Origin of the sequence: Amycolatopsis sp. NPDC051045 (genome assembly GCF_040682955.1) — a bacterium.
Classification (GTDB): domain Bacteria; phylum Actinomycetota; class Actinomycetes; order Mycobacteriales; family Pseudonocardiaceae; genus Amycolatopsis.
In genome coordinates this window covers 89,371-101,938 of the sequence record NZ_JBFBCC010000015.1, presented here as the reverse complement: position 1 = coordinate 101,938, position 12,568 = coordinate 89,371, and the positions used below count along the sequence as shown (strand labels likewise).

Here is a 12,568-nt window from a genome sequence, read left to right as displayed (position 1 = left end):
GCGTGACGACGCCGTCACCCGACACATCCGGCGACCCATTCGAAAACGAATCGCGCACGTGCCGTCGAATAGCCGAAGACGAATTGCGCACACCGGCTTCGGTCCGAAAAAAAGGGCGCCCGCCGTTGGTCCGGTCAGGCCACCTTCGGCGTCGCCCGCATGCCGACGTACACACAGCCGGTGCCGTCCTCGAGGGTCCAGAACACGACCGGCAGCCAGTCGTCGCCGAACGCACCGTCGGCCCGTCCGGCGAACACGGTCTCCGACACGGCGATCAGGTCCGACTCGATCGCCGGCGCCAGGCCGGCCATGCCGTCGACGAACGCGTACCGCAGGTGCGGGACGCCGTCGCGCTCGGACATGGTGATTTCGACGCCCTCCCGCCGGTAGGTGCCCGCACGGTCGCCGAGGCGGACCGGAACCGGCTGCGCGGGCGGGCCGAACGGGGCGGGCATGCGGACGCCGGCCAGTTCGCCGAGCAGTTCCCGGAAGAGGTCCGAGTAGAGCCGCCGGGCTCCGCCGCCGTTGGTCAGCAGCACGGCCGCCACACCGGCTTCCGGGGCCACGCGCAGAAAACCGTACTGGCCGATCGTCGCGCCGTCGTGGCCGAAGCCGGGGGTGCCGTCCCAGTCGTAGAGCGTCCAGCCGAGGCCCCAGCCGTCGGAGTCCACCGTCCACTTGTCGGGGCAGTCGGTTTCGCGCCGCTGCATCGCGGCGACGGTTTCCGGGCGCAGCAACCGGGTTCCGTCCGGCGCGGTGCCGCCGTCGAGGTGCATCCGGGCGAGCCGCAGGACGTCGGCCGCGGTGGCGCACAGGACGCCGCCGTACGGCCCGGCCGAACGCGGCAGCGGGTTCCACACCGGCGCCGGATCGGGGTCGGTACCCGCGGCGCCGAGGTGCCCCATGGCGGCGCGGAACCGGAGCACCTCTTCGGGCAGCGTCACCGTGTGCGTGAGGCCGAGCGGCACGCAGAGCCGGTCCCGGAGCGCGGCGTCCCAGGTCTGCCCGGTGAGCACCTCGACGATCCGGCCGAGCACGTTGTAGCCGACGCTGCTGTAGGAGATGCCCGTCCCGGGCGGACAGTCGAGCGGGACGTCCGCGGCCGCCTCGACGTAGGCGGCGAGGCAGTCGTCGCCGCGCCCGGTGTCGTGGGTGAAGTCACAGGTGAGCCCGCTCGTGTGGGACAGCAGCTGACGCGCGGTGATCGTCTTCGACGCGCCCGCGTCGGCGACCGTGAAGTCCGGCAGCACGGCCCGGACCGGGGCGTCGAGGTCCAGCGCGCCCTCTTCGGCGAGCTGCATGACGAGGGTCGCGGTGTGGATCTTGGTGATCGAGCCGACCTGGAACAGCGAGTCGGTCGTCGCGGCCACACCCGTGCCGCGGTGCAGCACGCCGGTGGCGAGCTCGTGGACCTCGCCGTCGACGAGCACGGCCAGGGTGGCGCCCGGGACGTGGTGCGCGGCGCGCAGTTCGTCGAACCGGCGCTGCCAGCGGGCGGAGTCGAAAGTCATCGAGCGTCTCCTTCATGCGTACAGTGTTCCCTTGTTGCGCACACTGTACGCATAACTGAACGTCGTGCGCAAGGGGCGTACATCGTGCGCTACGCTGCACCTGACGAGAGGAGGCCGGATGGCGGCCGATGAGCAGCCCGTGGCGTCGGTGTGGACGCGGCCGCAGCGGCGGCGGGAGCAGCCGGCACTGAGCCGGGCGCAGATCGTGGCCGAGGCCCTCGACCTGCTGGACACCGAAGGCATCGAAGCGCTGAGCATGCGCAAGCTCGGCGCACGCCTGGACGCCGGTGCGACTTCGCTGTACCGGCACGTGGCGAACAAGGACGAGCTGCTCGAGCTCGCCGTCGACGAGGTCTACGGCCAGATCGAGGTGCCGGACCTCTGGGGCAGGGACTGGCGTGCGGCGGTCACCGTCTGCGCCGAAAGCGCGCGGGCGGTGCTGGTGAAGCACACGTGGATCGCCTCCGTGCTCGGCCAGGTCGGGTTGTCGTACCTGGGACCGAACGTGATGCGGCTGAACGAGCGCATGCTGGGCCTGTTCGAAGCCGCCGGGTTCGGCCTGGCCGAAGCGGACCTGGCTCTCAGCACGGTGATGGCGTACGTGATCGGCACGGGCACCACCGAGGCCGCCTGGCTCACGACGCTGGCGCGAAGCGGCCACACCGAGCAGGACTGGGTCGACCGCCTGCGCCCGGCGGCGATCGAAGCGACCAAGCCGTACCCCCGGCTGCACAAGCTGGCCACCGGGGCCGAGACCGACGCGGCGACGGCCCGCGGCGACGGATTCCGCTACGGCCTCGACCGCGTACTGGACGGCCTGGCCGCCCGCCTCGGCTGATCCGCGGCCGCCACGGCGGGCGCGGCGGGCGCGGCGAACCGACGCGGGCCGGGCGTGGCCGCGCCCGGGTTACGCCTCGGTCAGCTTCGACGGCGTCCCGGGCTCCTGCACGGCCAAGGCGGAGATCAGGTAGGCCGACCGCAGGACCGCGTCGCGCAGCAGGGCGGCGCTGTCCTGCGCCCGCGCCGGCGTGAGGACGAACCCGGCGCTCGTGTGCTCGCTCCAGCCGGTCATCGCCTGCGGATCGCCGAACCCGCGGATCGGGCACGGCAGCGGCGGTGCGACGGGCAGGTGCGCGTCGCTGCCCAGCAGGCTGACGTCGGCGCGGCCCGCCTGCTCCGGCACGGCCCGCGCGGCCCGGTCCGGCGGCGGCTGGTGCGCCACGACGAGTGCCCGCGAGACCCCCAGTCCCGCGGCCACCCGCCGCTGGGCCAGCCGGTAGGCGACCAGTGCGCCGAGCCCGGCGCCGAACAGCACGTGCGGGCTCTCGAGGACCTCGGCCAGTTCCGCGGCCAACGCCTCGACCAGCAGCCACATGTCCCGGTACGGGTGCTCGTCGCAGCGTCCGCCCCGCCCGGGCAGCTCCACGACCTGCACGGCGATCCTCGGATCGCGCCAGGCGCGGTAGCGGCCGGCGGCTTCCCCGGCGTCCGGGAAACAGACGAACAACAGGCGCTCGACGTCGTCTCTGTCCACCCGTGGCCTCCCTTCCTGCCCGCCGGCGGTTGCCAATCCGGCCGAAAGCAGGCGGACACGGCCTGGAGCCGGCCCGCTCACCGGCACCTTCCGCCGTGACTGCCGGTCGGATTGGCAACCACCGGCACAGTAGGGTCGACCACAGCACTTCCGTTCCGCTTCGGTCCGCCTTCCGGGGGGCAATACGTGCGCTACCGCCTGCTCGGACCGGTCACGGTCCTCGGCGACACGGGCGCGATCCGCCCCGGTGGCCAGAAACAGACCTCCGTGCTGGCCGCGCTGCTGCTGAACCCCAACCGCGTGGTCACCGAAGACCGCCTCATCGACCTGACCTGGGGCGAAAACGCGCCGCCGAGCGTCCGCGGGCGGCTGCAGGTGCACATCTCGGAACTGCGGAAGCTCCTCGGCCGCGACGTCATCGTGCGGCGCGCGCCCGGTTACCTCATCGAGGTCGCCCCCGGCGACCGCGACCTCGACGTGTTCGACGACGAGGTCGCCAAGGCCAGGGCCACTTCCGGGCCGGACGCCGTCGCCCACCTGCGGGCCGCGCTGGCGCTGTGGGAGGGCACCCCGCTCGGCGGGGTCAGCGAGGCGCTGGCCGAGCACGAGGGCCCGGTGCTGGCCGAACGCCGGCTCGTCGTGCTGGAGGAGCTGTACGAGCAGGAGCTGGCTTCGGGACGGCACGGCGAGGTGGCCGGGGAACTGCGGCGGCTCGTCGACGAACACCCGTTCCGCGAGCGCCTGCGGGCCGCGCTGATGCTCGCGCTGCACCGCTGCGGCCGCACCCCGGAAGCACTCGAGACGTACACGCGGGCGCACGACCTGCTGGTCGACGAACTGGGCATCGAACCCGGCCAGGCCCTGCAGGACCTGCGGATGCGGATCCTGCGCGGCGAAGGCGAACCGGCGCCGCCCACCGCCGCCCCGGTCACGCCGCGGCCCGCCGAACTGCCGCTGGACGTCCGCGGGTTCGCCGGCCGGGCGCCGGAGCTGGCCACGCTCGACGAACCCGGGGACGTCTGGGTGATCACCGGTACCGCCGGCGTCGGCAAGACCGCGCTGGCCGTGCACTGGGCCCACACCGCGCGGGCGCGCTACCCCGACGGCCAGCTGTACGTGAACCTGCGCGGCTTCGACGCCGACGACGAGCCGCTCACCCCCGCGGTCGCGCTCGCGCAGCTGCTGCGGACCCTCGGCGTCGACCTGCGGGACGTGCCGCCGGGCGTCGACGACCAGAGCAAGCTCTACCGGTCGCTGCTGGCCGACCGGCAGGCCCTGGTGGTGCTGGACAACGCCCGCGACACCGCCCAGGTGCTGCCGCTGCTGCCGTCGTCGGGCCGGGTGCTGGTGACCAGCCGCCACCGGCTCGACGAGCTGGTCGCCCGCGTCGGCGCGCGGTCGCTGGGCCTGGCGCAGCTGCGTGAGGACGACTCCCGGGCGCTGCTGACCGCCCTGCTCGGCGACCGGACCGCCGCCGAGCCCGAGGCCGCGGCCGAGCTGGCCCGTCTCTGCGGCCACCACCCCCTGGCCCTGCGGATCGCCGCGGCGAACACCGGGGTCGCCAGCATCGGCGAGCTGGTCGACGAGCTGCGCGGGGATCCCCTGGCCCACCTCGGCTTCGACGGGGCCGGGGAAAGCGCCGTCGCCAAGGCGTTTTCGGTGTCCTACCAGGCGCTGCCACCAGGGCTGCGGCAGGCGTTCCGGCTGCTCGCGCTGGTGCCGGGGGCCGACTTCACGGCGGTCGCCGCGGCGGCCCTGCTGGACGTGCCGGCCGTGGAGGCGACCCGGCGGCTGCGCGGGCTGACCGCGGCGAACCTCCTCGAGGCGCACTCGCCCCGCCGCTACCGGTTCCACGACCTCGCCCGGCGCTACGCCGAGCAGTGTGTCCGCGCCGAGGAGGACGAACCCGCGCGGGACCGGGCGTGGGAACGGCTGTTCACCGGCTACTGCGCGGCCGCGGACGCCGCCGTCGCGCTGCTCGGCGCGCGGATCGTGGCGCTGCCCCGCGAAGACGCGCCGTCGGCGCCGAGCCCGGTCGTCTTCGCCGGCGCGGCCGAAGCCGTGGCCTGGCTGGACGTCGAGGTGCCGAACCTCTCGGCGGCGCTGCGGCAGGCCGCGACGCGCGGGCCGTACCCCGGCGCCTGGTACCTCGCCGACGCGTTGCGGCGGTTCTTCCACGACCACGGCCGCCGCGCGGAATGGCTCGAGCTGGCCCCGATCGTGCTGCGGGCGGCGCAGGACCACGGCGCCCAGCCCGCCGAAGCGCTGGTGCACCTGTCCATCGGCGGCGCGTACTTCCGCGAAGGCCAGCACGAAGCCGGCATCCGGCACTCGGAGAAGGCGGTGCTGGCCAGCCGGGCGTGCGGGTGGCGGCAGTGCGAGGCCACGGCGGTGGCGAACCTCGGCGCGATGCTGGAGTGGACCGGCCGGCTCTCGGAGGCCGTCGAGCACAGCCGTCGCGCGATCCAGCTGTTCCGCGAGCTGGCCAACCGGTCGGGCGAAGCCCTCGCACTCAATTCGCTCAGCTGCCACTACCGGCAGCTGGGCCGGCTGGAGCAGGCCGAGGACTGCCTGGTCGAGGCGATCGCGCTGGCCCGCAAGGAGGACCTCGCGTTCTGGGAGGCCGCCAACCTCGCCGACCTCGGCTGGGTGCTGCTCGCCACCGGGCGGCTGGCGGAGTCCGGGGAGGTCCTCGACCAGGCGTTGCAGGCCTTCCGCGCCATCGGGTCCAGCTTCGGCGAGGCCACCGCGCTGAACGTCGTGAGCGCGCTGCAGATCGCCCGCGGCGAGCACGCCTCGGCGGCACGGACGGCGGAAGGGGCCCTCGAGTGCGTCCGCCGCGACGGCGACCGGCAGGTCGAAGCCGCCGCGCTGATCGCGCTCGGCCGGGCGGAAGAGAGCCGGGGCGACCTCGACGCCGCGGAACGCGTCCTGCGCGAGGCCAGGGAGCTGACCGCGGAGTCGGGACTGCGGGGCCAGCTGGCCGAAGCGGCCGCGACGCTGGCGCGGGTCCTCGCCGCCGGCGGGCGCGCGGCCGAAGCGGGCGAACACGCGCGCACGGCGCTCGACGCGGCCCGGGCGGGCGGGTTCCGCCTGGTCGAAGCGGAGGCGCTGCTGGGACTGGCGGCGGTCGAAGCGGCGACGGGCCGGTCGACGCTGGCCGGCGGAACGGCCCGGGAGTCCCGCGCGCTCTACCGCGCCGTCGGGCACGTCACGGGCGAGTCCCTCGCCGCGGACTTCCTGGCCCACCTCGACGACCGTGCCCCAGGCTGAGCCGCAGCCACCGCCACGCCATCGGGCACCTCACAAGGGGAAGTCCTCGCTGCGAATTTCCTGGCCCACTTCGACCACCGCACCCCGCGAATTTCCTGGCCCACCTCAACGACCGCACCCCAGGCTGAGCCGCGCCGGGTGTTACCTCCGTGCCCGCGGCGCGACATACTGAAGCCATGCCCCGTCCGAAACACGTCCCCGCGAGCGATCTGCGCCTCCCGGACGCGCTGCAGCCGGGGCGGCCGAAGGGCGATCAGCTCCGCGAAATCCTGGAAACCGTCGCGAACGAGGTCGGTCCCGGCCGGCTGATGCCGTCGGAGCGGTTCCTCGCCGAGCACTTCCAGGTCGCGCGCGGCACCGTGCGGCAGGAGGTCAACCGGCTCGTCGCGGACGGCGTCCTGTACCGCCAGCACGGGACCGCGACGTTCACCGCGGAACGGCAGACGGCGCACATCGACATGCTGACCTCGTTCACCGAGGACATGCAGGCCCGCGGGGTGGTGCCGAAGACGAAGGTGCTGCACGCGGAGGTGGAGAGCGCGGGCCCGCGCATCGCGGGGCGGCTGAACGTGCCGCCGGGCGCCCGGGTGTTCCGGCTGGAGCGGCTCCGCTACGTCGAGGACGAGCCGTTCGCGGTGGAGCGCACCAACCTGTCCGTCGACCGGTTCCCGGACATCGAGCTGTTCGACTGGGAAACCCAGTCCCTGCACCGGACGATCGAGGAACGCTGGGGCGTGCGCGCCGAGTGGAACGACACGGCGATCTCCGCGGTGCTGCCGAACGGCCACGACGCGGCGTTGCTCGGCATCGAAGCCACTCAGCCGTGCCTGATCATCGAAGGCACGCTGCACGACCAGAGCGGCGGCGTCATCGAAGCGGGCCGGTCGCTGTACCGGGCGGACCGCTACACGGTGTTCACGCAGGCTCGGCGCAGCCCGGCCTCCTGAGCGGGGCGACCGCTCACTCACGGCAGCAGCTGAGCTGGTGCGCCCGCAACACCTTCAGGCAGTGCTCCACCAGCACGTCCGCGGCCTCCGGGCCGAACAGCGTCACGTACGACTCGTAGATCCCGTCGCGGTGTCCCTCGGCGTCCGGCAGGTAGCCCAGGTACCCGTCGGTGTAGCCGATCACCCGCGTGTGCCGGAACGGGCTCCCCCGCCGGATCCGCAGCCCCAGCGACGCGAACAGCTCGAACGGCGTGTGCAGCCAGGCGATCTCCCCGAGTGACACCACGCTGACCGGCACCTCGGCGCAGCCGGTCGGCCGGCCGCCCGCCGCCATCGTCGCCAGCATCGCGCAGCCCTCGTAGCGGGTCTGCGCGATCCGGACCGCCGGGTGGTCCTCGCCGTGGTGGGCCAGCTCGCGCTGCCACTCCGTCTCCGCCGCCTGCCGCAGCTCCAGGCTGTCCTCCAGCGAAGGCACGTCGCGGTAGGGCAGGTGCAGCGTGGACCGGGTCAGCTGGACCGGGCCGGCGGCCGCGAGCGGTGAAGCCACCGCCGCGAGCGTGCGCGCGATCGACGTCGCGAGGTGGCCGCCGAGCGTGCGGACCTCGGCGTGGTCGCGGCCGCGGCGGACGAACCGCGAGCTCGCGTCCCCCGCGGCGCCCTGCAGGAAAGCCGCGATGGGCTGCCCGGTCAGCGTGGCCAGCTCGCGGCGGGTCGCACCCGGCCAGTCCGCCGACCAGGCGAGGTTGTCGGGGCCGAGCACCGTGGGGTGGCTGGCGTAGTCGAACAGCAGCGCGGCCGGGGTGCCGTCGTCGCGACGCAGCTCGAGCACGCCGAACGACGTGTCGTGCGGCCCGTCGGGCCGGTAGCGGTTGCCGCCGACGGCCTCCGTCTCCCCCGCGTGCCAGCGGGCCCGGACGCGGCCGCGGCCGGCGCGCAGCCGCAGCGCGGCGCCGGTGACCTTCTCCGCCACGGCGCCGACCAGCCCGGCGTCGCGCCGCCCCGGCAGCCCCGGGTGCAGCGGGCCGGTCCAGCCCTCGGGCCCGGAATGCGTGTGCGACGCGCAGACGAGCACCCGGTCCGGGTCGATGCCCACCGCCGCGGCGACCGCGTCGGCCAGGGTGCGGGTGAGCCCGGCGTCGACCGCGAGCGCGTCCAGCGCGACCCACACCACGCCCGGGTCGTCCTCGGTGGACAGCCAGATCAGCGACGCCTCGAGGTCGTCGTGGGTGCCGGTCGCGACGCCGTCGCGGGCCAGGTAGCCGCCGAGCGGGTGCCCAGGCCCCGGCGTGATCCGGACGTCTTGCGCGGCGAGCAGGAGCGCGGCGGTCACCAGGTCGATTCCAGGACGTCGACGACGCCGTCGCGGCCGGCGGCGCGGGCCACCCCGGCGAGCTCGGTGACGTCGCCGGTCGTGTGCAGCAGGACTTCCAGCAGCATCGGCAGGTTCAGCCCCGAGACCAGCTCGATGCGCGGGCGCACGCCGGGCACGGCGGCCAGCGCGCGGACGGCGTTGAACGGCGAGCCGCCGTGCAGGTCGGCGAGCACGAGCACGCCCTCGGCGTCGTGGGCCAGCGCGAGCAGCCGGGCACCGAACTCCTCCGGGCTGTCGCGCGGGCTCAGCTCGCAGACCTTCAGCCGCGACTGCGGGCCGAGGATCATCTCGGCGGCCTCCCCGACGCCGGACGGCAGGCGGCCGTGGCCGGCGAGGATGATCGGGACGGACATGGCGCCTCTCCTAAGCTGTGTCGTTCGTCAGCCATCCGACCACAGTCACGGCCGGATGGCTTTCGTGGCAACGGCTCCCTATCGCTCGTGGGGCGGCCTGCTTTTGGCCGGATTGCTAATTCTTCGCCGGGGCCGGCGCGAACCAGCCGAGCCACCCCAGGACGACTCCGGCGGCGACGACGACCGCGATGACCCAGACCGGCCGCAGCCGGGCCTTGGCCGTCAGCAGGTAAACCCCGGCGGTGACCAGCACCGGCAGCAGGAACGGCAGGAGCTCGTCCAGCCGGTCCTGGATCGCCACGGCCTGGGTCACCGGCTGCCCCTGGACCGTGGTGGTCTGCCGGTAGGTCAGCGTGGTGACGACCTTGACGATCGACGGGATGAACCCGCCGAGCACGACGAACCCGAGCACGGTCGCCCCCTGCGCCACGCGCGCGAGCGCGCCGGCGGCGAGGTGCCCGGCCAGCCGCTTCCCTTCACGGTAGGCGAACCCGAACTGCCAGCGCCGCACCAGCGCGTACGGCACGAGCACCATCACCGCGGCGAAGGCGGGCCCCAGCCAGTTGCCCTGCAGCGCCCACGACGCGCCCATGGTGAAGACGATGCTGTTGTACAGCGCGAAGACGAGCGTGTCGCCGATGCCGGCCAGCGGGCCCATCAGCGCGACCTTGGTGCTCGCCGCCGATTTCGGTGTGCCCGCCTCCTCCAGCGCGACGCTGGAGCCGAGGATCAGCGGGCCGCCGATGAGCACGGAGGTGTTGAAGAACTGCAGGTGCCGCTGCAGGCCGGCGACGTAGTCGGCCTTCTCCGGGTAGAGCCGGCGCAGCACCGGTTCCATCGAATACGCGAACCCGAGTGCCTGCATCCGCTCGTAGTTCCACGAGATCTGGCTCGACCAGAAGTACCGGCGGAACGCGCGGCGCAGGTCCTGTTTCGTCAACCGAGGGTCCACCGGGGACTCTTCGGGGGACCCTTCCGTGGACTCGGGGACGACGATGGCCGGTTCGTCGCGTTTCAGCGTCACGAACAGCATCGCGACCGCGACGCCGATCAGCGCGATGCCCAGCACCGGCAGGTGCAGGTAGGCGAACCCGACGAACCCGATGAGCAGCAGGTACCAGTACCGCGACAGCTCCATCATGCCGAGCAGCAGCGCGAAGCCGACCGCCGGCAGCAGGGACCCGGCCAGCGTCATGCCCTGCACGAACCCGGCGGGGATGCTCGCGGTGATGTCCTTGACCAGCCCGCCGGACGCGGCGAGCGCGGCGAGGAACGTCGGGACGGCGCGCACCGCGACCCACGGGAGGAGGCTCACCCAGTGGATCACGGCCAGCCCGCGCGCGTTGCCGTCCGCGGCGTGGCCGTCGGCCCGGTGCACCAGCGCGGTGGTGACCATCTTGCCGACCGGGTCCAGCGCCGACAGCAGGATCGCCGCCGGCAGCCCGACACCGAGGCCGATCGCGGCCTGCGCGGCGGGGTTGCCGGTGGCGCCCGCGGCCAGCGCGGTGCCGACGATCGCGCCGGTCTGGTAGTCCGGGATCGTCGCGCCGCCGTAGGTGTAGACGCCGAGGGCGGCCAGCTCCAGCGTCGCGCCGATCAGCAGGCCGAGCAGGGGGTGGCCGGTGATCAGGCCGGCCACCGAGCCGGCGATGAGCGGGCGCTGGGCGTAGATCAGGAACGGGCCGAGCCCGTCGTAGGTGCAGTAGATCGCCCAGAGGGTCAGGGCCAACGCGACGAGCATGCTCCGGCTACAGCCCTTTCCGGTCGAGCAACGGGACGAACTCGGCGGGCTTGTCCTGCGGCAGCAGCTGCGTGACCAGCGGGACGCCCGCGGCGGCGAGCTTGCGGTAGGCGTCGGCCTCGTCCGCGGTGACCGCGACCGAGCGGGTGACCATGGTGTACGCGGCGCCCGGCCGGGGTGCGACGTTGCCGACGTTGACGACCTCGGGCCGCAGCCCGCCCTCGACGAGGCGGAAGACGTCCTCGGGGTGCTTGGCGATGATCATCATGTCCGTGCCGGCTTCCACGGCCAGCGTGGCTTCGACGGACAGCACGTCGGTCGGCAGCCCGCGGGCGGCCTGCGGGAGCAGCATCCGCTGGAGGTCGTCGGCGGCGACGTCGTCGTTGCAGACGATCAGGCGGCGCACGCCGAGGCGGCGGGTCCACGCGACGGTGACCTGCCCGTGGATCAGCCGGTTGTCGATCCGGACGTGTGCCCCCGCCATGTTTCTCCTCCCGGACGGCAGGAGACATACTGGTTCGTACCAGTATGTGTGTCAACTGCCGGTGACCGGCCTCCGCGCGGCCGACGGAAGGACCCCTCAGACCTTCCGTCAGCCCACGAGCGCGAAGTCCCCCTGGATTTTCTCCCGGACCCTCCCATAAAGGTATATACCAGTATGAACGGTCGTGATCGACTGTCAAGACCTTGACCGCGGAACAATCCGGGAAATTCTCGACCGATCAACCGACCGAAATTGCCGAAATTCACCTTCGCGAAATGCAGGCGGCCGACACGACCGCGACCGGGCCGCCACCGTGGTCACCCAGCGCGAACATTCCGGGAGAATCCGCGCAACCTGGCCCGGCCACCGTCGTTAACCGCATCGTCCGTCCAGGGGAGGAAACATGCCGGCCGTCAGATCGAACATCGTCCCGCTCCGGCACGCGCGGCCGGGAGTGGTGGCGTACGTGAAGAGCCCGGCCGAGTGGTTCGTCGCGAACAGCGGCTGGATCCAGGGCAGCGAGGGCGTCGCCCTGATCGACACCTGCGGCACCGAGCAGGCGACACTGGAGCTGCTGCGCGACGTCCGCAAGTACGCGGGCGACCAGGAGCTCACGGTCGTCATCACGCACGCGCACGGCGAACACCACAACGGTCTCGGCGTCGCGCTGCGTGACGGCGGGACCGCGCTGGCCGCCCCCGGCAGCCTCGAACTGGTCAAGGCCGGGCCGCAGACCTACGGCAACGTCTTCACCTACACCCGGTGGGGCGTGCTGGAGCCGCCGGAGCCGGACGCGGTCCGGCCGGTGACCGGCCGGCACCGCCTCGACCTCGGCGGCGCGACGGCCGACGTCGTGGCCGTGCCCGGCGTCGCGCACACGGCGGGCGACCTGGTGGTGTACGAGCCGCGGTCGGGCACGTTGTTCACCGGCGACCTGGTGTTCATCGGCGACACCCCGATGGCGGTGCACGGCTCGATCCCCGGCTGGCTCGACGCGCTCGACTGGCTGCAGGACACGTTCCGCCCGCGCACCCTGGTGCCCGGCCACGGCCCGGTGGCGAATCCCGGCCACACGGCCTTCCACGCGATGCGCGTCTACCTGGAGTGGCTGCTGGAGGCGACCGCGCGCCAGGCCGACTTCGCGAAGCTGGCGAAGCAGGCGTCCCTGCGGTGGCCCACGTGGCGCAACCCGGAGCGGCACATCGGGAACCTGATGCGCGCCTACGCCGACCAGCACGACCGCAAGCTCGACGTCGACCTGGCGATCGACGCGGTGCTGGCCGCCGCGGGCGGCCGCATCGACCTCGACTCCCTGCTGGGCAGCGAACCGGTCCGCCGGATTTCCTAGGCCCC

The 12,568-nt window shown here is 73.4% G+C and carries 10 protein-coding genes; 4 read left to right on the top strand and 6 right to left on the bottom strand.

Annotated elements, in window-relative coordinates:
• Positions 1-134 precede the first annotated feature (134 nt).
• On the bottom strand, positions 135-1,511 hold the full coding sequence (locus AB0M80_RS30640; RefSeq protein WP_364571875.1) for a serine hydrolase domain-containing protein: 1,377 nt from the start codon (positions 1,509-1,511) through the stop codon (positions 135-137).
• Positions 1,512-1,629: 118 nt separating this feature from the next.
• On the opposite strand from AB0M80_RS30640, the gene AB0M80_RS30635 reads away from it, so the two are divergent.
• On the top strand, positions 1,630-2,349 hold the full coding sequence (locus AB0M80_RS30635) for a TetR/AcrR family transcriptional regulator (protein ID WP_364571873.1): 720 nt from the start codon (positions 1,630-1,632) through the stop codon (positions 2,347-2,349).
• Positions 2,350-2,418: 69 nt separating this feature from the next.
• Here the strand turns inward: AB0M80_RS30635 and AB0M80_RS30630 are convergent, their stop codons facing one another.
• Positions 2,419-3,045 (bottom strand): thioesterase domain-containing protein, encoded by a 627-nt coding sequence (locus tag AB0M80_RS30630; RefSeq protein WP_364571871.1) that lies wholly within the window; start codon positions 3,043-3,045, stop codon positions 2,419-2,421.
• Positions 3,046-3,231: 186 nt separating this feature from the next.
• Between AB0M80_RS30630 and AB0M80_RS30625 the strand changes: the two genes are divergently transcribed.
• Both AB0M80_RS30625 and AB0M80_RS30620 read left to right on the top strand, forming a co-directional pair.
• Complete coding sequence (locus AB0M80_RS30625; protein ID WP_364571869.1) at positions 3,232-6,318, top strand: BTAD domain-containing putative transcriptional regulator; 3,087 nt, start codon at positions 3,232-3,234, stop codon at positions 6,316-6,318.
• A gap of 176 nt (positions 6,319-6,494) precedes the next feature.
• Positions 6,495-7,265 carry a GntR family transcriptional regulator gene (locus AB0M80_RS30620; protein WP_364571867.1) on the top strand — a complete coding sequence of 257 codons (771 nt, stop codon included), beginning with the start codon at positions 6,495-6,497 and terminating at the stop codon, positions 7,263-7,265.
• A 13-nt stretch (positions 7,266-7,278) separates the two neighbouring features.
• On the opposite strand, the gene AB0M80_RS30615 is transcribed toward AB0M80_RS30620, so the two are convergent.
• From AB0M80_RS30615 to AB0M80_RS30600, 4 genes are all read right to left on the bottom strand, one after another.
• Entirely contained in the window at positions 7,279-8,595 is a 1,317-nt protein-coding gene (locus AB0M80_RS30615; RefSeq protein ID WP_364571865.1) for a hypothetical protein, read from the bottom strand.
• Complete coding sequence (locus AB0M80_RS30610; protein ID WP_364571863.1) at positions 8,592-8,990, bottom strand: PTS mannose transporter subunit IIAB; 399 nt, start codon at positions 8,988-8,990, stop codon at positions 8,592-8,594. The genes AB0M80_RS30615 and AB0M80_RS30610 overlap by 4 nt, the downstream gene beginning before the upstream one ends.
• Before the next feature lie 115 nt (positions 8,991-9,105).
• A complete protein-coding gene (locus AB0M80_RS30605; RefSeq protein WP_364571861.1) occupies positions 9,106-10,731 on the bottom strand; it encodes a PTS system mannose/fructose/sorbose family transporter subunit IID in 1,626 nt (541 codons plus the stop codon).
• A gap of 7 nt (positions 10,732-10,738) precedes the next feature.
• Complete coding sequence (locus AB0M80_RS30600; protein WP_364571859.1) at positions 10,739-11,215, bottom strand: PTS sugar transporter subunit IIB; 477 nt, start codon at positions 11,213-11,215, stop codon at positions 10,739-10,741.
• Positions 11,216-11,618: 403 nt separating this feature from the next.
• Between AB0M80_RS30600 and AB0M80_RS30595 the strand changes: the two genes are divergently transcribed.
• Positions 11,619-12,563 (top strand): MBL fold metallo-hydrolase, encoded by a 945-nt coding sequence (locus tag AB0M80_RS30595; protein WP_364571857.1) that lies wholly within the window; start codon positions 11,619-11,621, stop codon positions 12,561-12,563.
• Positions 12,564-12,568 lie beyond the last annotated feature (5 nt).